This is a genomic window from Zoogloea sp. (assembly GCF_030157465.1).
GTDB lineage: Bacteria > Pseudomonadota > Gammaproteobacteria > Burkholderiales > Rhodocyclaceae > Zoogloea.
Window position 1 is genome coordinate 1 of the sequence record NZ_JAOAUU010000114.1, and the last position, 21,313, is coordinate 21,313.

Genomic DNA, 21,313 nt, shown 5'->3' on the forward strand with positions numbered 1-21,313 from the left:
CGCAACCTTGCCAAGGTTGAGGTCGAGAGTTCGAGACTCTTCTGCCGCTCCAGATAAAAAACGGGGAAAACGATGATTCGTTTTCCCCGTTTGCATTTCTGCTTCTGTTTGTCTTTTGAGCTTCCGTTGGTGATCCGCAGGTCGGCGTGGCCGCGGTTCAAAGCTTGTTTTCCCTCCATCGTCCACTTTGCTTCGTTTTCTGGCCCGGCGCCCTGCCGGATGTCGTCGCACGCCTGCAAGATTCCCGTCGCCTGCCTGTCATCGGGTTTGCTTACGATCATCACGAATGATCACTTGCACGGGGGCTGAAATGAGGCGAATTCTGAAGACGGGGGTCAGGCGCGTCTTGCGCAATCTGTTCGGTCCGGGCATCGAAGCCTTTGTGGTCGACGAGGATTGGCAGGCCTTGTTGTTCGTGCCGGACAGCCGCTAAAGAGAACGGGGAGGGCGAACCCTCCCCGTTTTTACGTAACTTGGCTTAAACCCGTTCGATGACGACGGCGATGCCGTGGCCGACGCCGATGCACAGGCTGAGCACGGCGTAGCGGCCGCCGCAGCGATGCAGCTGGCGGGCGGCCGTGAGCGCAATGCGGGCACCGGAAGCGCCGAGCGGGTGACCGAGGGCGATGGCGCCGCCGTTCGGGTTGATGCGCGGGTCGTCAAAGGCGAGGCCGAGCAGCTTCAGGCAGCCCAGCACCTGGGGCGCGAAGGCTTCGTTGATCTCGATGACGTCCATGTCGGCGAGGCTTAGCCCGGCCCGCTCAAGGGCCTTTGGAATGGCGTAGGCCGGGCCGACGCCCATGATGCGCGGTGCCACGCCGCAGACCGCTCCGGCGAGGATGCGGGCGATCGGCTTCTGGCCGGCTTTTTCGCCGGCTGCCGCGCTGCCGATCAGCACCGCTGCGGCACCGTCGTTGATGCCCGAGGCGTTGCCGGCGGTCACCACGCCGCCGGCCGCCAGCGGCTTGAGCCTGGAGAGGCTGTCGAAATCGCTTTCGGGACGTGGGTGCTCGTCATCGAAAACCATTGCCGGCGGCGTCTTGCGGCCGGTTGGAACGGCGATCGGGAGGATTTCTCCCTCGTAAAAACCGGCCGCCCTGGCCGCGGCGTATTTGGCCTGGGAGCGGGCGGCGAAGCGGTCGGAATCCTCGCGGCCGAGACCGAATTGCGCGGCGACGTTGTCGGCCGTTTCGGGCATCGTGTCGTTGCCGTATTGCTCGACAAGGCGTGGGTTGGGGAAGCGGGCGCCGATGGTGGTGTCGAAGACCTTGAAGTCGCGTCCGAAGGCGGATTCCGACTTGGCAACGACGAAGGGCGCGCGGGTCATGCTTTCGACGCCGCCGGCCACGTAGAGCCCGCCTTCGCCGCAGCTCACCGCGCGGGCGGTGTCCAGCACGGCGGCGAGGCCGCTGCCGCACAGGCGGTTGACCGTCTGGCCGGCCACTTCTGGCGGCAGGCCGGCGAGCAGGGCGGCATGGCGCGCGAGATTGCGGCTGTCCTCACCGGCCTGGCAGGCGCAGCCGAGGACCACGTCCTCGATGTCTTCGGGGCTAAAGCCGGAGCGGGCGACCACTTCACGGATCACCGTGGCGGCCAGATCGTCGGGGCGCAGGTTGGCGAGCTGGCCGGCGTGGCGGGTGATGGGGCTGCGGAGTCCGGCGTAGAGATAGGCGTCGAGCACGATTTTTTTCCTTTGCGGCGTTCAGTTTTCGGGAGTCAGCAGGGACACGCCCAGGCGGGCGCGGCGGATCAGCCACGGGCTGGGGCGATAGCGCGGATCGCGGTAAAAGCCGTGGAGGGCGTCGAGGATGTCCAGCACGGTTTGGGCGCCGAGGGCATCGCCGAAGGCCAGCGGGCCTTTCGGATAGCCGAGGCCGAGGGTGACGGCGCCGTCGATGTCGTCCGGTGTGGCGATGCGTTGCTGGGCGATGTCGCAGCCGATGTTGACGATCATCGCCAGCACGCGCTGGGCGACGAAGCCGGGGCTGTCGTGGATCGTGGTGAGCGGCAGCCCGGCGTGGCCGAGGGCGGCTCGGGCGGTGTCGCGGAAGGCCGGCAGGGTGACCGGCGTGCTCATCAGGGTGATGTGCCGGGCAAGGCCGAGCGGGTCGACGGCCACCGTGCGGCGGGCGTCGAGCCCTTCGGCGAGGGCCGCGGTGGTGGCGTCATGGCCGAGGGGCAGCACGATGCACACCGAATCGGCGCCGGGGGTTTCGCCGTCGTCGAGGCGGGCATCGCAGGCCTTGATGAGGGCCAGCACCTGGTCACGCCGGGCCGGATCGCGCCGGCTGACCCACACCGGCGTGGGGCCGGCTGGCGGAATGGCTTCTTCGGGCACGGGCAGCGCCTTGCCGTCCAAGTAGATGTAGAAGCCGCGTCCGCTCTTTCGGCCGAGCAGGCCGGCGGCGAGGCGCTGGCGGGTGATCGGCGACGGGCGGTAACGCGGCTCCTGGTAATACTGGCCGTAGATGGATTCCATCACCGGGTGCGACACGTCGAGGCCGGTCAGATCGAGCAGCTCGCACGGGCCCATGCGAAAGCCAGCGCCGCGCATGATGCGGTCCAGGTCGGCGGGCTGGGTGATGCCTTCGCCGAGAACCCGCAGGGATTCGGTGAGATAGCCGCGGCCGGCGTGATTGACGATGAAGCCCGGCGTGTCGCTGGCGCGCACCGGGCGATGGCCGATGCGCCGGGCAAGGCCGCTCAGCGCGTCGCCAATCCACGGCTCGCCGAGCACCGAGTCGATGACTTCGACGACCTTCATCAGTGGCACCGGGCTGAAAAAATGGAAGCCGCCCACGCGGCCGGGCAGACGGCAGGCGGCGGCGATGTTGGTGACCGGCAGCGACGAGGTGTTGGTGGCGAGAATGCAGTCGTCGGCCACCACGTCTTCGAGCTGGCGGAACAGGTCGCGCTTGGCGTCGAGGTTTTCGACGATGGCTTCGATGACGATCCGGCAGCCGGCCAGGTCGGCAAGCGCGTCGGCCACGTGCAGGCGGGCGACGGCGGCAGCGACGGCCGCGGTGTCGAGCTTGCCCTTGGCGGCCAGCGTGTCGAGGGTGGCGGCGACGGCGGCGTGGGCTTCTTCGGCGGCGCCGCTGCGGGCGTCGAAGAGCCACACATCGATGCCGGCCTGGGCGGAAATCTGGGCGATGCCGCGGCCCATCAGGCCGGTGCCGACGATGCCCAGCACGAGTTCGCCGGTGGTGGTGTTCAGCATGGTTTTATTCCCCGGTGAATTGCGGATCACGTTTTTCGAGGAAGGCGTGCATGCCTTCCTTCTGGTCGCGGCTGGCGAACAGCAGCTGGAAGGCCTTGCGCTCCAGCATCAGGCCGGTTTCGAGCGAGGCGTCTTCGCCAGCGATGAGCACTTCCTTGATCTGGGCGACGGCCAGCGGCGGGCGGCTGGCGATGAGCTGGGCGAGTTCCAGCGCGCGGGTGTGCACTTCGGCGTCCGCCACCACTTCGCTGACCAGGCCCATGGCCGAGGCTTCATCCGCCGAAACCGGCAATCCGGTGAGCACCATCTTCATGGCCTTGAACTTGCCGACGGCGCGGTTGAGCCGCTGGGTGCCGCCGGCGCCCGGCATGATGCCGACCTTGACCTCGGGCTGGCAGAACGAGGCGCTGCGGCCGGCGACGATGATGTCGGCGTGCATCGCCAGTTCGCAGCCACCGCCCCAGGCGAGGCCGCTCACCGCGGCGATCACCGGCTTCGGGCAGGCGGCGATGGTTTGCCACAGCGTGTGGGTGTTGCGCAGCATGATCTCGACCGCGCCGCGGTCGGCCATGTCGCGGATGTCGGCGCCGGCGGCAAAAACCGTGTCGCCGCCGGTCAGCACGATGCAGCGCACTTCCCGGTCCTGGCTCAGCGCGGTGAAGTGTTCGGCCAGCCCGCTGCGCACGGCCTGGTTCAGCGCGTTGCGCGCTTCCGGACGATTCATCCGGATCACGGCCACGTGCGCGGACGGGCGTTCGACGATGACTTCGTTCATTTTCGGATTCCTGTCTGGTGTGTTCCGCTGGGCGGAACGGCGTTTAAAATCCCCGTCGCCCACTTTCGGGGTGCAACGAGCGACGGTCGAACAGAAAAATGGAATTTCATGCCTGCAAACTCATCCGCTTTGCCCACTGCGATCCGGCCGGCATCGGCTTCTATCCCCGCTACGTCGAGCTGGTGAATGAAGTGGTGGAGGACTGGTGCAAGGACGGGCTCGGCGTGAGCTTTCACCAGATGCACGAGCAGCTGCGCCTTGGCCTGCCGGTGGTGCGCCTGGAGATGGAGTTCATGATTCCCAGCCGCTACGGCGACGTGCTCGACTTCTCGTTGCGCATCCTGCGAATCGGTGCGTCGTCGATGACCATCGAGGTGCGCGCCACGGCGGAGGCGCGGCTGCGCTTCCGGGGCGAGCTGGTGGTCGCGATGATGTCGCTGGACAGCCTCCGCCCGGTGGTGATCGACGCCGGCTGGCGAGCCCGTTTCGAGCGCTACCTGGTAACCGCGGAAAGCGCCTGAAGCCCTGCGGCGTGCGCATTCCGCCGTTCCGTTTTTACGGGTGGAAGCTGACGAACTCCGACACCGGCACGCGTCCGGTCAGGAGCGCGTTTTCCGGCGCCGCCGGGTCGGCGTAGCCGAGCGCGATGCCCGCCACCACCTGCTCGTTGTCCGGCAACTGCAGCAGTTCGGTGATGATGCGGTGGTAGTCGATCCACGCCGCCTGGGCGCAGGTGGCGAGGCCGCGGGCGGTGGCCGCGAGCATCACGTTCTGCATGAACATGCCGTAGTCGAGCCAGCTGCCCTGGGCGAGGCGGCGGTCGATGGTGAACATCAGCCCCACCGGCGCCCCGAAGAACTCGAAGTTCTTGCGCATCTGGGCCCGCATGCGGGGTTTTTCTCCGCGGGCGATGCCCAGCACGCCGTACAGATCGCCGCCGCATTTGCGCCGGCGCGCCAGATAGGGCTCGAAGAACTCGGTGGGGTAGTAGTTGTATTCCGCCGTGTGGCTGCCGTCGGCGGCGTCGAAGGCGGCACATACCCCGTCGATGAGCTTTTGCAGCGTGGCGCCGGTGAGCACATGCACGCGCCAGGGCTGGATGTTGTTGCCCGACGGCGCATTGGCGGCGACGCGGAGGATGTCCTCGATCTCGTCGCGGGCAACGGGCGTGGGGAGGAAGGCGCGGATCGAGTGGCGGTCGAGCATGACCTGATCGACGGCCGTGCTCAAGCGGGTGTTGGTCATTGGGTCGTCTCTCAGGTCAGGCAGGGTGGGCTTAGTTGGCGAAGGCGGCGATGCCGGTCTGGGCGCGGCCGAGGATCAGTGCATGCACGTCGTGGGTGCCCTCGTAGGTATTCACGACTTCCAGGTTGACCAGGTGGCGGGCCACGCCGAACTCGTCGGAGATGCCGTTGCCGCCCATCATGTCGCGGGCCATGCGGGCGATGTCGAGGGACTTGCCGCAGGAGTTGCGCTTCATGATCGAGGTGATTTCAACCGAGTCGATGTGCTCGTCCTTCATGCGGCCCAGGCGCAGGCAGCCTTGCAGGGCGAGGGTGATCTCGGTCTGCATGTCGGCGAGCTTTTTCTGGATCAACTGGTTGGCGGCGAGGGGGCGGCCGAACTGCTTGCGGTCGAGCACGTACTGGCGGGCGCGGTGCCAGCAGTCTTCGGCGGCGCCCAGCGCGCCCCAGGCGATGCCGAAGCGGGCCGAGTTGAGGCAGGTGAAGGGGCCCTTGAGGCCGCGCACGTCCGGGAAGGCGTTTTCGTCGGGGCAGAAGACTTCGTCCATGACGATTTCGCCGGTGATCGAGGCGCGCAGGCCGACCTTGCCGTGGATCACCGGAGCGGACAGGCCCTTCCAGCCCTTTTCGAGCACGAAGCCGCGGATCTTGCCTTCGTCGTCCTTGGCCCACACCACGAACACGTCGGCCACCGGGCTGTTGGTGATCCACATCTTGGCGCCGGAGAGGCTGAAGCCGCCGGGCACCTTGCGGGCGCGGGTGATCATCGAGCCGGGGTCGGAGCCGTGGTTCGGTTCGGTGAGGCCGAAACAGCCGATCCATTCGCCGGTGGCCAGTTTGGGCAGGTATTTGCGCTTGGTGGCTTCGCTGCCGAACTCGAAGATCGGCACCATCACCAGCGACGATTGCACGCTCATCATCGAGCGGTAGCCGGAATCGACGCGCTCCACTTCACGGGCAATCAGGCCGTAGCTCACGTAATTGAGGCCGGAGCCGCCGTACTCCTCGGGGATCGTCGCGCCGAGCAGGCCGAGTTCGCCCATCTCGCGGAAGATCGCCAGGTCGGTGTGTTCATTGCGGAACGCTTCGAGCACGCGGGGCGCCAGCTTCTCCTGGGAGTAGGCGCGGGCGGTGTCGCGGATCATGCGTTCTTCGTCAGTCAGTTGCTGGTCCAGGAGCAGCGGGTCGTCCCATTGGAAACTCATGATTGTCTCTTCCTTGTAGCTGTTGGTCTGGGTTGGAGCGGTCGCGGGGCTCAGCCCGCGTGATTGCGAATCATGTTGCGGGCGATCACCAGTTGCTGGATCTGGGTGGTGCCCTCGAACAGTCGGAACAGGCGCACGTCGCGGTAAAAGCGCTCGATGCCGTATTCGGAAAGGTAGCCGGCGCCACCGAAGATCTGCACCGCCCGGTCGGCCACGCGGCCGCACATTTCCGAAGCGAACATTTTTGCACAAGAGGCTTCGGTGCCCACGTCGAGGCCCTGGTCGCGGCGCCGGGCGGCGTCGAGCACCATGCAGCGCGCGGCGTAGATTTCGGCCTTGCTGTCGGCCAGCATGGCCTGGATGAGCTGGAACTCGGCGATCGGCTTGCCGAACTGCTTGCGCTCGCAGGCATAGCGCAGCGCGTCCTCGAGCATGCGTTCGGCCACGCCCACCGAAATGGCGGCGATGTTGATGCGGCCCTTGTCGAGCACCTTCATGGCGGTCTTGAAGCCGATGCCTTCCGTGGCGCCGATCAGGTTGGCGGCCGGCACGCGGCAATCCTCGAAGATCACGTCGCAGGTGTGGGAACCCTTGTGGCCCATCTTTTCATCGGGCTGGCCGAGGGACAGGCCCGGGGCGCCGCGCTCGACGATGAAGGCGGAGATGCCGTCGGCGCCCTTTTTGGCCGGATCGGTGCGTGCCATCACGGTGAAGATGCCGGCTTCGGGGGCGTTGGTGATGTAGCGTTTGGTGCCGTTGAGCACGTAGAAATCGCCGTCACCGCTTGTGTCACGAATTGCAGTGGTGCGCAGGCTGGCGGCGTCCGAGCCGCTGTCCGGTTCGGTGAGGGCGAAGGAGCCGATGAGTTCGCCGGTCACCAGCTTCGGCAGGTAATGGGCTTTTTGCTCGGGCGTTCCGTCGATGACGATGCCCTGGCCGCCGATGCCGTTGTTGGTGGCGAACAGCGAGCGGAAGCACGGCGAGGTGTGGCCGATCTCGAAGGTGGCCAGCACTTCCTCTTCCATCGTCAGGCCCATGCCGCCGTGTTCTTCGGGGATGGACAGGCCGAAGAGGCCGAGCGCCTTCATCTCGCTGACCAGCTCATCCGGAATCCGGTCGGTCTCGGCGACGCGCGCTTCGTTGGGCACCAGGCGCTCGCGCACGAAGCGGGAAATGGTGTCCAGCAGAAGGTTGAGGGTTTCCTGGTCTCTGATCATGATGCTTTCCAATGGCTGGCTGAGGGGCAAAGCGGGGCAGGGCCGGCCCCCGGGGCCGACCGCTGCGGACGCGCGCTTACTTCACGTACTTGCGGAACTCCGGCTTGCGCTTTTCGCGGAAGGCATTGCCGCCTTCGGCGGATTCGGGGCTTTCGTAGTACAGCTTGAGGGCGTGCATGGCCAGGCCACCCATGCCGCGGATCATCTCGGTATCGACGTTGAAGGACTTCTTGGCCAGGGCGATGGCGGTCGGGCTCTTCTCGACGATCTCGTCACACCACTTCTTCACTTCGGCGTCGAGCTGGTCCTGCGGCACCACGGCATTCACGAGGCCCATCTCGAGGGCTTGCTGGGCGCTGTAGCGGCGGCACAGATACCAGATTTCGCGGGCTTTCTTTTCTCCGACGACGCGGGCGAGGAGGGCGGTGCCGAAACCGGGATCGACCGAGCCCACACGCGGGCCGGCCTGGCCGAGCTGGGCGTTGTCGGAGGCGATGGCCAGATCGCAGATGGTGACCAGCACGTTGCCGCCGCCGATGGCAAAGCCATTGACACGGGCGATGACCGGCTTGGAGCAGTCGCGGATGGCGCTCTGAACTTCTTCGATCGGCAGGCCGATGATGCCGCGGCCACCGTAGCCGCCGTCCTGGGTGCCCTGGTCGCCGCCGGTGCAGAAGGCTTTTTCGCCGGCGCCGGTGAGCACGACCACGCCGATGCTGCGGTCGTAGTCCGCATCCTTGAAAGCGTGGATCATTTCCTCGCAGGTGTTGGCGGTGAAGGCGTTGTAGGCCTTCGGGCGGTTGATGGTGATGGTGGCGATGCCATCAGCCTTTGTGTAGAGGATGTCCGTGTATTCCATGGTGTGTCTCCTGACAGATGAGGGTTTGTGCTTGTTGTTTTTCGCGAAGCGGGAGGGGGTGAAGAAATCGTCGCGAGCAGGCCCGAGGTCGCAATGAGGAGCGGAGCTGTACTGGCGTACAGCGAGCACCGGAGTTGCGAGATCGGGGCGCGCAGTAGATTTATTCGCCCCCTCCTAGCCGGCCATCGTCAGGCCGCCGGAGACGCTGATGATCTGCCCGGTGATGAAGGCGGCATCTTCGCTGGCGAGGAACAGCACGGCGCCCGGCAGATCGTCCGGCTGGCCAAGGCGGCCGAAGGGGATGGCCTTGGCCAGCGCGCCCTTGAGCTTCTCGCCCTGTTCGCCTTCGCCGGCGAAATCGCGGAAGAGGGCAGTGTCGGTGGGGCCGGGGCAGACGACGTTGACGTTGATCTGCTTGCGGGCCAGTTCGCGGGCCATGGTCTTGGAGTAGGACACCAGGCCACCCTTGCAGAAGGCGTACACCGCTTCGCCGGAGGAGCCGACCCGGGCGGCGTCGGATGCGACGTTCACCACCTTGCCGCGGCCACGTTCGACCATGCCCTTGAGCACGGCGTGGTGCATGTAGAGCGGGCCATAGAGGTTCACCGCGACGATCTTGTCCCACAGGGCCTTGTCGGTCTTGAGGAAGGGGGCGGCGTGATCCCAGCCGGCGTTATTCACCAGGATGTCGGTCGGGCCGAGCTGGGCCTCGGCGGCCGTCACGGCGGCCACGACCGATTCCTGGCTGGTGAGATCCACACCGAAGGCTGCGGCGCTGCCGCCCTTGGCGCGGATTTCGGTGACGACGGCTTCGGCGGCGTCCTGGTTGATGTCGAAGACGGCGACGATGGCGCCCTCCTCGGCGAAGCGCCGGCAGATCGACGCGCCGATGCCGCCCGCGCCGCCGGTAACAATGCTTACTTTTCCTTTGATGCCTCGCATGCTGCTCTCCTTTGATGCTGCGTTTGGTTGCGTTTATGTCTTGCTTTGCGCTTCAATGCGGCTTCACCTGCTCCGCGTCCCACCTTGATGACTGACCCCACCACCGAACAGAGCCTCGCTGGCATCGAGATCAACAACCGCCTGTTCTTCCGTCTCTTTCAGGCCGCCAACACCCTGCACACCAAGGGCACCCAGGCCCTCGACGAGTTTGGAATCACGACCCAGCAATGGTCGGTGCTCGGTGCCCTGTCACGCCCCCAGGCCGCGGCGGGCATGACTGTCAATGAGCTGTCCCACTACCTGCTGGTCAGCCGGCAGAACCTCACCGGGCTCCTCGGCCGGCTGGAGCGCGACGGACTCATCGAACGCCTCACCAGCGAGGAAGACCGCCGTTCCCGCAAGGTCAAGCTGAGCGCGAAGGGCGAAGCCCTGTGGGCTGCCATCGCCGAACCCATCCACACCTTCTACGACGCCGCCCTCAAGGGTTTTTCCTTTGACGACCGGCTGACCTTCATCCATTACCTGAGCCGTTTGCAGCGCAACATGGCCCAGATTTAAATGCGGTGTTCGGCGATCTTCTGGCGCCCGATGATCATCTTCATGATGTTCGCGGTGCCGTCGCCGATCTGCAGGCCCATCACGTCGCGGTAGCGCTGACCGAAGTCGTAGTCGCTGCCGTAGCCGCCGTGTCCGTGGGTCAGCAGGCACTGATGGATGATTTCGCAGGCCAGCTTCGGGCCCCACCACTTGCACATCGCCGCCTCGGCGGTGTGGGGCAGATGCTGGTCCTTCAGCCATAGGGTGCGCAGACACAGGGCGCGGCAGGCCTCGTAATAGGTTTCCGCCTCGGCCAGCGGAAAGCTGACGCCCTGGAATTCGCCGATCGGCTTGCCGAAGGCTTCCCGTTCCTGCACGTAGCGCCAGGCTTCGTCGAGGGATGCCCGCGCCACGCCCATGCACTGCAGGCCGATCAGCGCGCGGCTGTAGTCGAAGCCTTGCATCACCTGGATGAAACCCTGACCTTCGTCGCCGAGCATCATGTGCTGCGGGATGCGCACGCCATCGAAGAAGATCGAGCCGCGGCCGACCGGGCGCGTGCCGATGTCGTCGAAGGCGGTGCGCGAGATGCCGGGCAGATCCATCGGCACCAAAAATGCGCTGATGCCGCGGGCGCCGTCGGCTTCAGTGCCGGTGCGGGCAAACACCACCGCCACGTCGGCCTGGGTGGCCATTGAAATCGAGGTTTTCTCGCCGCTCAGGATGAAGTCGTCGCCGTCGCGCACGGCCTTCAGCTTGAGCCGCGCGGCGTCGGAGCCGGCGCTCGGTTCGGTGAGGGCGATGGCGATGAACTTCTTGCCGCTGATCACCTGGTCCAGCCATTCCTTGGCGATGTCGGGGCGGGCGTAGTTGGCGACGATCTGGCCGCACAGTGACGTGAGCAGATTGACGTAGGACACGTTGAAGTCGCCGTAGGCAATCTGCTCGAGCAGCAGCCCGCTGGTCACACAGTCCACACCCAGGCCGCCGAAGGATTCCGGCAGTTCGGGGCCGAGCAGGCCCATCTCACCCATTTCAATGGCGATCTCCCGTTCGACGCGCTCGGCTTTTTCGCGGGCACGGTAATCCGGGGCGAGTCGTTCCCTTGCAAAGCGGCTGGCTGATTCGACCAGCGCTTTCTGGTCGTCGGTGAGGCTGAAGTCCATCTTGAATCCTTTCCGGTAGCGAGTGACTGGATTCTAGGAATTGACTTTAAATCTGTCAATGTATTGTCGTAAATTGCCCGATTGTAATTTCGCATCGGTTTTAGATTGTGCGATAGCAAAAATCAAAAAACTAATATTAATCAAATAAATAAATTCAAAATTTGCTGCGATGCAAGTTTGTTTTTCATGTCTGAGTGTGTGCGTATAAGTAAATATGTTGACTTAGTTGGGGCGGGGCGATACGTTGCGAGCCACCGCGGGACGCCGTTTTTGATGACGGGCCGGAACTCGCGGCATGGCATGCAAAAGAGGAAATCCAGAGTGCTCCCGGCCCGTGGCCTGGCTCGCTTTGTCAGTTCCCCGGTCGTGCCGGAAATGTCATTGGCTTTCTGCGTGGCGCACCCGGCGTCGAGGCCGGTCGCGCCACACCACACCAAACCGATTTCCAGGAGACAAAATGAAATTCGATCCCGTATTGCTCGCGCCGCGCATGGCGCCGATGAAAGCCGCCGGCCTGTGGCGCGACGAGACCATCGACGTCCATGTTCAGCGGGCGCTCAAAAACTGCCCGGACAAGCCGGCCGTCGTCGCCTACGCGGCCGATAAAGGCGAGCCGGTGCGCCTCACCTACCGCGAACTCGACGCAAGGGTCGACCGCGTCGCGCGCGGCCTCGCCAGCCTGGGCGTCGGACGTCAGGACGTGGTCACCTTCCAGCTCCCCAATTGCTGGGAGTTTCTCGTTCTGTGCCTGGCCTGCGCCCGCATCGGCGCGGTGGCCAATCCGGTGATGCCGATCTTCCGCCAGCACGAACTCACCTTCATGCTCAACTTCGGCGAATCCAAGGTTTTCATCGTGCCAAAGCTCTTCCGCGGCTTCGACCACGAGGCCATGGCCCGCGGCATGCTGGGCGATCTGCCGCACCTCACCAATCTGATCGTCATCGGCGGCGAGGGCGACGACAGTTTCGAATCCCGTTTGATGCGCGACGACACGCCCGCGCTCAGCGGCCCCGGCATCGGCCCCGACGACGTGCTGCTGCTGATGTACACCTCCGGCACCACCGGCGAGCCGAAGGGCGTGATGCACACCTCCAACACCCTGTTTTCCAACCTTCACGCCTACCGCGAGACGATGGAGCTGGGGCCGGACGACATCATCCTCGGCGCCTCGCCGATGGCTCACCTCACGGGCTACGGCTACCTGGCGATGCTGCCGCTGATCCTCAACTCCACCACCGTGCTGCAGGACGTCTGGGAGCCCCGTCGGGCGCTGCAGATCGTGCGCGACGAAAACGTCAGCTTCAGCATGGCGTCCTCGCCTTTTGTCTCCGATCTGTGCGGTGCGGTCGAAGCGGGCGACACCACCACGGCGCGCTTCAACAAGTTCTGCTGTGCCGGCGCGCCGATTCCGCCGGTGCTCATCGAGCGCGCCCAGAACGTGCTCGGCATGCGTCTGTGTTCCGCCTGGGGCATGACCGAAAACGGGGCCGTGACGGTGACCGAGCCGTCCCGCGCGATGGAAAAATCCGGCATTTCCGACGGCCGCCCGCTGCCCGGCATGGAAGTGAAGGTGGTGGACGTCAATGGCCTCGACCTGCCCCCGGGCGAGAGCGGCTCGCTGCTGGTGCGGGGTGCCTCCCAGTTCGGCGGCTACCTCAAGCGGCCGCAGCTCAACGCCACCTCCGCCGACGGCTGGTTCGACACCGGCGACGTGGCCACCATCGACGCCGAGGGCTACCTCCGCATCACCGGGCGCTCGAAGGACGTGGTCATCCGTGGCGGCGAGAACATCCCGGTCGTCGAAATCGAGAACCTGCTCTACAAGCACCCGGCCATCGCCGTCGTCGCCGTGGTCGGCTACCCCGACAAGCGGCTCGGCGAGCGCGTCTGCGCCTTTGTGTCGCTCAAGCCGGGCGCCACCTTCAGCTTCGAGGAGATGACCGCCTATTTCGAGCGCCTACAGCTCACCAAGCAGTATTTCCCCGAGCGCCTCGAAATCGTCGACGACCTGCCGCGCACGCCGAGCGGCAAGCTGCAGAAGTTCAAGCTCCGCACCGTCGCCAAGGCTTTCGGCGACGTGGACTGAGCGCCGCGAGGCGATCTGCCCTGCGGCCCGGATTTGCGTTTCCGGGCCGCGTCTCAACGTTTTTTTCCGCTGTACGGAATGCCTATTTGAAAGCGAAGCATGAGCGAACCCGTTCTCGTAGAAATCATCGGCCAGGTCGGCCTTCTGCGCATCAACCGGCCTGAAGTCTTCAACGCCCTCAACGACGAGGTGATGAACGCCCTGGCTGCGGCGCTCGACCGTTTCGAGGACGACGAAGCGATCCGCTGCGTGGTCCTGACCGGATCAAGCAAGGCCTTTGCGGCCGGCGCCGACATCATGGCCATCCGCCCGCTGGATTACATGGATGCCTACAAGGGCAATCTCATCACCCGCAACTGGGAGCGTCTCAAAACCTTCCGCAAGCCGGTGATTGCCGCCGTGTCGGGCCTGGCGCTGGGTGGCGGCTGCGAGCTGGCGATGATGTGCGACATCGTTTTTGCTGCCGACACCGCCCGCTTCGCACTGCCCGAAGTGAAGCTCGCCGTCATTCCGGGGGCCGGCGGCACCCAGCGCATGCCCCGCGCGGTCGGCAAGGCCAAGGCCATGGACCTCGTCCTGACCGGCCGCACGATGGACGCCGAGGAAGCCGAACGGGCCGGGCTGGTATCGCGTATCTTCCCGGCCGGGCAGGTGCTCGACGAGGCCCTGAAAGCCGCCCAGGGTATCGCCGGCTACTCGCTGCCGGTGCTGATGATGCTCAAGGAGTCGGTCAACCGCGCCTGGGAAAGCCCGCTCAACGAAGGCCTGCTGTTCGAGCGCCGCACCCTGCACGCCACCTTCGCGCTGAACGACCAGAAGGAAGGCATGGCCGCCTTCCTGGAAAAGCGCAAGCCGGCCTTCCGCGACCGCTGAAAGCCCGGGTTTGCAGGTTGTGGGGATTACTTTTCTTCGAGACGGAAAATACCCAGCGCCTTCAGCACGTACTTCTCATAGACAGGCTCGGATGAACCCGTGCGCACCTTGTGCAGAAAGTATTTCTCGAAGGCGATCTTGGCCAGGTGCACCCACTTGCCCTTCTTGAACCAATTGACGTTACGCGGTGGCAACTGGGGCAGGGCCACGAAGGCGGCGCCCGTGTCCCCCATGTCGGCCAGGCAGATGGCGTTCCAGGTGCCCTTGGCGCTTGCGGCTCGCCCTTCAATGTCTGCGGCGATGTTCTCGACAATGGCGGTCACCATCGTCTCGATCATGTAGCCCGTTTTTGGCGCGCCGGTGGGCACCGGCGTGACTTCCACGGGCGGAATGGCGACACACACGCCGGCCGAGAAAATGTTGCGGTACTTTTTGCTGCGTTGGTATTCGTCAATCAATACAAAGCCGCGCGGGTTGCACAATCCGGCAACGGCCGCCACCGGGTCGACACCCTTGAAGGCCGGCAGCATCATCGCAAACCGGAAGGGCAGTTCATGCTCGCGCAGCACATTGCCCAAGCCATCGAGTTCGGTGGTGAACAGCTTGTCCGCCTCGACCCGGGTGGTTTTGGCGTTCGTTATCCACTTGATGTCGTGGTTGCGAAACTCGCTTTCGAGCATCGATTTCGAATCGCCGACGCCACCCAGACCCAGGTGGCCGACGTAGGGCTCGCTGGTCACGTAGGTGATGGGAACCTTGTGGCGAAGTTTCCGCTTGCGCAGATCGGCGTCCAGAATGAAAGCGAATTCATAGGCCGGGCCAAAGCAGCTGGCGCCCGGCATCGCTCCCACGACCACCGGCCCGGGGTCGAGCAGAAAATTCTCGTAGGCCGAAAATGCCCGCTCTGCGTGGTCGATGGTGCATATGGAGTGGGTGAAGCCGCTAACCGGCCCCGAGCCCGCCACCTCTTCAAAGGCCAGGCGCGGGCCCGTGGTGATCACAAGGTAGTCGTAATCCAGCGCTGTACCGTCGGCAAGCGTGAGGCGGTTTTCGTCGGCCAGAATCGACTCGACGGGCTGGGCGATGAAGGCGATGCCCTTCTTCTCGAGGTGGGGCCGCAGCTCCACCGTAATCTCGTCCCGCACCCGTTTGCCGACGGCCAGCCAGGGGTTCGACGGAATGAACTGAAAGTATTCGTTGGCGCTGACTACGGTGACGTGATGCGACTTTCCCAGCTTTGCCTGCAACTCATAGGCCGCAGGCACGCCACCTATTCCGGCGCCGATAACGATGATATTGGCCATACGGTCTCCTTCGGCGGTTGTTGGTTATATCAGTCTAAACATAAGCAATATCTAATATAGACAACAACGGCGCCCGTCGCTGGCCGGATTTCCGAAAAACAAGGCGATTTGCGTGCGGACGCTGAGGGCCGTGACACTCACCCGGCCAGCTTTTCTGCTTGGCTTTCGTCAAAACCGATTTGGGCTGACAGGAGAACAATAGACTTTATGGTCTATGCTGCATCTGTCGGGCTGAGCTGGCCCCCAGGCAGGACCCATCAGGTACACCCAATCGAGCCACATCAAAATGCCCACTGAAGCCCAGGCGCTCCAGCTGAACCGGATTCTCGCATCGCTGCCGGCCGACGAGTTTTCGCGGCTGGAGGACGATCTGGAACTGGTCAACTTCCCGGTTGGCAAGACGCTTTACGAGTCGGGTGACAGTCTGCTGTTCGCGTACTTTCCCACCACCTGCGTTTTTTCACTGATTTCCACCACCGAGGACGGTTCTACCGTCGAGGTGGCCATGACCGGCAATGACGGGATGGTCGGCATTCCCTTGGTGCTGGGGGGCGAGACCACCAATTACAAGGTGGTCGTGCAGTGCGCGGGTGAGGCCTATCGCCTGCGCGCCGAAATGCTCTCCTGGGAGATCGATCAGGGGGTGGGTCTGCACCGCCTTGGCCTGGGTTACACCCAGGCTCTGCTCACCCAGATCGCCCAAAATGTGCTGTGCAACCGGCACCATTCGGTTGACCAGCAGTTATGCCGCTGGCTGCTCTTCAGCCTCGACCTGATTCCGGGCAATCAGCTGGATGTCACCCAGGAGATGATTTCCAACCTGCTGGGGGTGCGCCGGGAGGGCGTTACCGAGGCCGCCGGAAAACTGCAGGCGGCCGGGCTGATCCACTATCGGCGGGGGCACATCACGGTCATCGACCGCGCCGGGCTGGAGGCCCGGGTGTGCGAATGCTACGGGGCGGTCAAGCTCGAATACGAGCGGCTCTTTGCCATGACGGCGGCGAGCCTGGCCCGGCACCGGGTCCGGCCCAACCCGTCCACCTTGCGCCAGCGCGCCGAAGCCCGCCTCCGCCAGGCGCAGGCGGCGGCTCCGGATGCCGCGCCGCCCACTCCGTGGGACACGGCACATCTGGTGCACGAACTGCAGGTGCACCAGATCGAACTGGAGATGCACAACGAAGAGCTTCAGCACGCCTACCAGGAGGCCGACGCCCTGCGCGAGAAATACGCGGACATTTACGATTTCGCGCCGGTCGCCTATTTCAACCTGGATGCCCAGGGCGTCATCCTGCAAGTCAATCTGGCGGGGGCGATCCTGCTCGGCATCAAGCGTTCGCAGATGGGACGTTTCCGTTTCGCCGCCTCGGTCGAACCGGCGTTTGTGCCGCAATTCACCGCTTTTTTCGATGCGGTTCTGCAGAGCCGGACCCGACAGGCTTGCGAGATTCCGCTCATGCCGACAAGCCGTCGCCCCGCGGCGCGGGTGCGAATCGAAGCCATTACGGACGACGACGGACGGGAGTGCCGTATGGTGGTGATCGACATCACCGGCGCGGCTCGCCACGCGGGGGCGGTGTCGCTTCCTCCGGCCGGTGACGACAGCAGACCAAGCTGCCCGGCCTGAGCGCTGTGTCGTGAGGGCGCGCTCCGGGTGGCGCCCCGTTAAGTGCGCTGGCGCACTGAGCATTGCGGGTATTCCGGGCAGATTGACCCATGGTCATTTGCAGGGGGGGCAAGAAGATGAAACGCGATGCGCAACTTTCGGCAGACGTAAGTGCGGAACCTCGCTTCGAGCCCTGCCATACACGCCCCCGGATTGGCTTCTGGAGCGTGAGGGGCGCGGACGCGGGGCCTCTCCTGCGTTCAAATGATGATGGCTCGATGCGTGGCCGGATTTTCCTGCCGTTGACACCGTTCTGCCGGCGAGGGGATGCCGAGCTCATGCACTCGGCCAGCGAAACCCTGCAGTCGATCACGGAGGTGCCGACGGATTACGTTGCAATCCAGGTTGCAAACGGCTGGATCACCTTGTCCGGCACGGTGGACTGGCGTTGGCAGAGGGATGCCGTGGTGAATGCGATGCGCCGCCTGGTGGGGGTGACGGGCGTGGGCGACGGAATCGAGGTCAGGCCGGACTTGAGCTTGAACGCGGCCTTGCCGCCATGCGGAATCGCCGCGTCGGAGAGCGGGGGCTGATTGGGGCTTGCGTGGTGCCGCCCGGGTCGCTGCGTCCGCAGCGCCTTTCAGGGTGCCGGGGCTTCGGCGGGCGTTTCGTGCGGGCCGGCCTTGCCCAGCCGGACGCTCAGCCAGAAGTGGCTACCGGCGCCCGGGGAGCTTGTGACTCCCGCGTCGCCGCCCATTTGCAGGGCAATGCCGCGGGTGATGGCGAGCCCCAGCCCGGTGCCGCCGAATGGCCGGGTGTTTGAACTGTCGACCTGGGTGAAGGCTTCGAAGAGCGGCGCGATATCTTTCGGCGTCAGGCCGATGCCGGTGTCGGAGACTTCGAAACGCAGCAGGCAGTCGTGCTCCGTTTCTTCGAGAACGGAGCCGGTGAGCGTCACGCTGCCCCGGTAGGTGAACTTGACCGCGTTGCCCAGGTAGTTGAGCAGCGCCTGGGCCAGCCGCCGGCGATCGCCGCAGAGCAGCGCGGGCATGCCCGAGATGTCGCTGGTGAGTTGCAGCCCTTTGGCCGCGGCCATGTCGGCGACTATGGCGAGCGTGTCCTGAATCGTGGCAGCGAGGTTGAAGTCGGTGTGTTCGAACTGGAGTTTGCCGGCTTCGATCCTGGAGAAATCGAGGATGTCGTTGATGACGCCGAGCAGGTGATTGCCCGCGATCTCTATGGTGTCGAGCTGGCCGAGTTGCTTGGTGTTGAGGCCGCTGCGGCGCAGCAGGTAGGCCATGCCCAGGATGCCGGTCATCGGCGTCCTGATTTCGTGGCTGATGTTGGCCAGAAAGCGGCCCTTGGCCTGATCGGCAGCCCGGGCCGCGTCAAGCGCGGTGAGCAGTTCCGCGGTGCGTTCGGCCACCCGTCTTTCCAGCTGCGCGTTGAGTTCGGTCATCTGCTCGAGCGCGTCGTCGGCGCGGGCGTAGGCGCTGCGCAGTTCTTCGTTCTGCATGTCCAGCTCGATCTGGTGCACTTGCAGTTCGTGCAGCAGGCGCATCACATCGGTCTCGTCCGGGCAGGGTGGCGGTGCGTTCAGCAGCCGCTCCTCGGCGCTCTTGCGCAGATCGGTTCTAAGCCGTTTTTCTTCGGGCGATTCATTGAAGGGCATGGACGGCTTCCTTACTTGCGCAGCCTGGCTTCGAGCTGCTTGATCGCGGTGATGTCGATGAAGGTGACCACCACGCCGTCGATCACGTTGTCCTGGGTTCGGTAGGGCATGATGCGCACCCGGTACCAGCGGCCATCCCGGGTGCCGATCTGCTTTTCGCTGAAGATCAGGGTCGTCAGCACGGCCAGCGCATCGTTTTGCAGGCCGGGGTAATCCAGGTCGGTGACGATGTCGGAGAGCGGGCGTCCCACGTCCTTGGGGATCAATTTGAAGAGATGGGTGGCGTGGGTGGTGAAGCGCCGCAGCTTCATGTCGTTGTCGAGAAAGATGGTGGCGATTTCCGTGCTGTTGAGCTGGTTCGTCATGTCGTTGCGCGCCCAGGTCAGGTCGTCCACCTTGGATTGCAGCTCGGCGTTGATGGTCTGCAGTTCTTCGTTCATCGACTGCAGCTCTTCCTTGGAGGTGGTGAGTTCCTCGTTGGTGACCTGAAGCTCCTCGTTGGCCGAGCGGGCTTCTTCGACCGAGGCCTGCATTTCTTCCTGGTTGATCCGCAGGGCTTCGCGCAGCTGGTTCAGTTCGAGCACCAGCGCGGCCTCCCGGTCCGAAACCGGGTTCTGGCGGCGTTTGCGGCCTCCGGCTGGTTTCTCGACGTCGGTGAACACCACGAGCACGCGGCCGCGCAGGGGCTCGGGCTTGTCGAGGCCCTGCACGATGATGTTGACGGTCAGGCTGTGCCGGTCGTTGTCCACCTGCAGGCCGTTCAGGTGGATCGGGGCCGGATCGTGCTGGGCCTTGCGGATCGCCCCGCACAGGGCGTCGCGCAGGCCTTCGCGGGCCATCGCGTGGAGGTTGATGTTGACCTTGCCGGCGGCCGGTTCGAGGTATTTGCCGGTGCGGCCGCTGATGTAGAGGATGTCGCCGTCGCCATTGACCAGCACGGCGGCCGGGGCGAAGTTCTGCTGGATCAGCTGGTCGGTCAGGTGCTCGACGCTCTCGCGCTGCTCGGGCCGTCCGCCGGCGGCCTCCGGCGCGCTGATCAGGGGCCGGGTGGGGAAGTTGAGCCAGGGCGAGCGTGCGCCCTGGTCGATGCGCTTGAAGATGTGGGTCTTCTTCTCCATCGGCGCAAAAAGATCGGTGAAGCCGCCGGTGGTTTCGGCGCTGCCGAGCACGAGGATGCCGTCGGGATTCAGCGCGTAGTGGAACAGCGGCAGAACCTTCTTTTGCAGCGCCGGGCCGAAGTAGATCAGCAGGTTGCGGCAGCACAGGATGTCGAGCCGGGTGAAGGGCGGGTCGGAAATGACGTTCTGCGGTGCAAAGATCACCGTTTCGCGGATCTCCCGTTTGACCCGGTAGCCGCCTTCTTCGGCAACAAAGTGGCGGGCCAGCCGCTCCGGCGTGAGGTCGGCCGCCACGTTGACCGGGTAGAAGGCCTTTCTGGCCTTGTCGACGGCATCCCCGTCCAGGTCGGTGGCGTAGATCTGCAGCTCGAAGTGCCCGTCCGGCTTGAGGCGTTCGAGGGTTTCCTTGAAGACGATCGCCAGCGAATAGGCTTCTTCGCCGCTCGAGCAGGCCGGCACCCAGGCGCGCATCACATGGCCGCCCGGGTATTTTTCGAGCAGGGCGGGGAGGGCGGTGTCGCGCAGGAATTCCCACACGGCCGGATCGCGGAAGAAGCTGGTGACGCCGATCAGCACTTCCTTGAAGAGCAGATCGAGTTCCTGCGGGTTGTTGCGCAGGTAGGTCACGTAGTCGGCAATGCTGTCGAGCTGGAGCAGCCCGATGCGCCGCTCGATGCGCCGGTGCAGCGTGCTGGGCTTGTAGAGCGAGAGATCGTTGCCGCTGCGGTTGCGCAGCAGCAGGACGATGCGTTCGAGGGCGCTTTGGGTGTCGGCTGCGGGTGTCGCTTCGGCGTACGGATGCGTCGGGGCGTGGCGCAGATAGCCGGCGATGCGCGCCACCAGCTCGCCGGCGGGGGCGACGATATCGACCACGCCGGCCTCGATGGCGCTGCCCGGCATGCTGTCGGAGCGGGCGTCGGCGGGTTCCTGGGCGAGGGTCAGCCCGCCTTTTTCTTTAATGGCACCCAGGCCGAGCATGCCGTCGGAGCCCATGCCGGAGAGGATCACGCCGATGGCCCGGTGCTGGCAATCGTCGGCCAGCGTGCGCAGAAAGAAGTCGACGGGCAGGCGCAGGCCGCGTTTTTCGGTGGGCTCGAGCAGGTGCAGAACGCCGTGGAGCAGCGACAGATCCTTGTTGGGCGGAATCACATAGACGCAGCCGGGCCGCACGAGCATGCGCTCGCCGGCCTCGAACACCGGCATCGGCGTGGCGCGCTGCAAGAGGTCGGGCAGGTTGCTGACGTGATGCGGATCAAGGTGCTGGACGATGACGAAGGCCATGCCGCTGTCGGCCGGGGCGCCGCCCAGCAGGGCGTCCAGGGCTTCGAGCCCGCCGGCCGAACAGCCGATGCCGACGATTGGAAAGTCGGGCTGCGCCATGCTGCCGGCGGCGTCGACCGCGTGCTTCGGTTCAACGGGCTGTTTCGGGCTGGGCGTGCTTCCTTTGGCCATGCGCGTGTCTGTGTAAGGCGGTTGCGGTTGAGAGAGCGGG

General features: G+C 64.9%; 20 protein-coding genes. 7 read left to right on the plus strand and 13 right to left on the minus strand.

Translation table 11 applies throughout. The features are described from left to right. Window positions 1-284: hypothetical protein (locus Q1W26_RS13715; RefSeq protein ID WP_300441169.1), on the minus strand; the 284-nt coding region annotated here is incomplete at its 3' end. Between the two features lie 26 nt (window positions 285-310). Here Q1W26_RS13715 and Q1W26_RS13720 point away from each other — a divergent pair. Further along, window positions 311-433, plus strand: coding sequence for a hypothetical protein (locus Q1W26_RS13720; RefSeq protein WP_300441172.1), 123 nt, complete (start codon window positions 311-313; stop codon window positions 431-433). 45 nt (window positions 434-478) lie between these two features. On the opposite strand, the gene Q1W26_RS13725 is transcribed toward Q1W26_RS13720, so the two are convergent. From Q1W26_RS13725 to Q1W26_RS13735, 3 genes are read right to left on the minus strand one after another with little or no spacing between them, the layout of a single operon-like run. Further along, window positions 479-1,681: a 3-oxoadipyl-CoA thiolase gene (locus Q1W26_RS13725; RefSeq protein WP_300441175.1), complete on the minus strand. Its 1,203-nt coding sequence runs from the start codon at window positions 1,679-1,681 to the stop codon at window positions 479-481. Between the two features lie 21 nt (window positions 1,682-1,702). Continuing rightward, window positions 1,703-3,220 carry a 3-hydroxyacyl-CoA dehydrogenase gene (locus tag Q1W26_RS13730; RefSeq protein WP_300441178.1) on the minus strand — a complete coding sequence of 506 codons (1,518 nt, stop codon included), beginning with the start codon at window positions 3,218-3,220 and terminating at the stop codon, window positions 1,703-1,705. Window positions 3,221-3,224: 4 nt separating this feature from the next. Next, window positions 3,225-3,995, minus strand: a complete 771-nt coding sequence (locus Q1W26_RS13735; protein ID WP_300441181.1) for an enoyl-CoA hydratase — start codon at window positions 3,993-3,995, stop codon at window positions 3,225-3,227. Window positions 3,996-4,093: 98 nt separating this feature from the next. On the opposite strand from Q1W26_RS13735, the gene Q1W26_RS13740 reads away from it, so the two are divergent. Continuing rightward, a complete protein-coding gene (locus tag Q1W26_RS13740; RefSeq protein WP_300441184.1) occupies window positions 4,094-4,516 on the plus strand; it encodes a thioesterase family protein in 423 nt (140 codons plus the stop codon). 34 nt (window positions 4,517-4,550) lie between these two features. Here Q1W26_RS13740 and Q1W26_RS13745 read toward each other — a convergent pair whose 3' ends face one another. From Q1W26_RS13745 to badH, 5 genes are all read right to left on the minus strand, one after another. Then, entirely contained in the window at window positions 4,551-5,240 is a 690-nt protein-coding gene (locus tag Q1W26_RS13745; protein ID WP_300441187.1) for a nitroreductase, read from the minus strand. Between the two features lie 31 nt (window positions 5,241-5,271). After that, a complete protein-coding gene (locus Q1W26_RS13750) occupies window positions 5,272-6,444 on the minus strand; it encodes an acyl-CoA dehydrogenase (protein ID WP_300441194.1) in 1,173 nt (390 codons plus the stop codon). Between the two features lie 50 nt (window positions 6,445-6,494). Then, window positions 6,495-7,661, minus strand: coding sequence for an acyl-CoA dehydrogenase family protein (locus tag Q1W26_RS13755; protein WP_300441196.1), 1,167 nt, complete (start codon window positions 7,659-7,661; stop codon window positions 6,495-6,497). 76 nt (window positions 7,662-7,737) lie between these two features. After that, complete coding sequence (badI, locus tag Q1W26_RS13760; protein WP_300441198.1) at window positions 7,738-8,520, minus strand: 2-ketocyclohexanecarboxyl-CoA hydrolase; 783 nt, start codon at window positions 8,518-8,520, stop codon at window positions 7,738-7,740. A 174-nt stretch (window positions 8,521-8,694) separates the two neighbouring features. Then, window positions 8,695-9,462: a 2-hydroxycyclohexanecarboxyl-CoA dehydrogenase gene (gene badH / locus Q1W26_RS13765; RefSeq protein ID WP_300441201.1), complete on the minus strand. Its 768-nt coding sequence runs from the start codon at window positions 9,460-9,462 to the stop codon at window positions 8,695-8,697. An 87-nt stretch (window positions 9,463-9,549) separates the two neighbouring features. Here badH and Q1W26_RS13770 point away from each other — a divergent pair, with 87 nt between their 5' ends. Further along, window positions 9,550-10,020, plus strand: coding sequence for a MarR family transcriptional regulator (locus Q1W26_RS13770; protein ID WP_300441204.1), 471 nt, complete (start codon window positions 9,550-9,552; stop codon window positions 10,018-10,020). Here the strand turns inward: Q1W26_RS13770 and aliB are convergent. Beyond that, the gene (gene aliB, locus Q1W26_RS13775) at window positions 10,017-11,165 is read right to left on the minus strand and encodes a cyclohexanecarboxyl-CoA dehydrogenase (RefSeq protein ID WP_300441207.1); all 1,149 of its coding nucleotides are present in this window, start codon (window positions 11,163-11,165) and stop codon (window positions 10,017-10,019) included. The two genes, Q1W26_RS13770 and aliB, sit on opposite strands and share 4 nt — an antisense overlap. Before the next feature lie 457 nt (window positions 11,166-11,622). Between aliB and aliA the strand changes: the two genes are divergently transcribed. Further along, window positions 11,623-13,251, plus strand: coding sequence for a cyclohexanecarboxylate-CoA ligase (aliA, locus tag Q1W26_RS13780; protein WP_300441210.1), 1,629 nt, complete (start codon window positions 11,623-11,625; stop codon window positions 13,249-13,251). Window positions 13,252-13,350: 99 nt separating this feature from the next. Beyond that, window positions 13,351-14,124: an enoyl-CoA hydratase gene (locus Q1W26_RS13785; RefSeq protein WP_300441213.1), complete on the plus strand. Its 774-nt coding sequence runs from the start codon at window positions 13,351-13,353 to the stop codon at window positions 14,122-14,124. Window positions 14,125-14,150: 26 nt separating this feature from the next. Here Q1W26_RS13785 and Q1W26_RS13790 read toward each other — a convergent pair whose 3' ends face one another. Continuing rightward, a complete protein-coding gene (locus tag Q1W26_RS13790) occupies window positions 14,151-15,428 on the minus strand; it encodes an FAD/NAD(P)-binding oxidoreductase (RefSeq protein ID WP_300441216.1) in 1,278 nt (425 codons plus the stop codon). Between the two features lie 286 nt (window positions 15,429-15,714). On the opposite strand from Q1W26_RS13790, the gene Q1W26_RS13795 reads away from it, so the two are divergent. Beyond that, window positions 15,715-17,052, plus strand: a complete 1,338-nt coding sequence (locus Q1W26_RS13795) for a helix-turn-helix domain-containing protein (RefSeq protein WP_300441219.1) — start codon at window positions 15,715-15,717, stop codon at window positions 17,050-17,052. 257 nt (window positions 17,053-17,309) lie between these two features. After that, window positions 17,310-17,624, plus strand: a complete 315-nt coding sequence (locus Q1W26_RS13800) for a BON domain-containing protein (RefSeq protein WP_300441221.1) — start codon at window positions 17,310-17,312, stop codon at window positions 17,622-17,624. 47 nt (window positions 17,625-17,671) lie between these two features. Here Q1W26_RS13800 and Q1W26_RS13805 read toward each other — a convergent pair whose 3' ends face one another. Both Q1W26_RS13805 and Q1W26_RS13810 read right to left on the minus strand, forming a co-directional pair. Continuing rightward, complete coding sequence (locus Q1W26_RS13805) at window positions 17,672-18,703, minus strand: ATP-binding protein (protein WP_300441224.1); 1,032 nt, start codon at window positions 18,701-18,703, stop codon at window positions 17,672-17,674. Window positions 18,704-18,714: 11 nt separating this feature from the next. After that, a complete protein-coding gene (locus Q1W26_RS13810; RefSeq protein ID WP_300441227.1) occupies window positions 18,715-21,273 on the minus strand; it encodes a chemotaxis protein CheB in 2,559 nt (852 codons plus the stop codon). Between the last annotated feature and the right edge of the window lie 40 nt (window positions 21,274-21,313).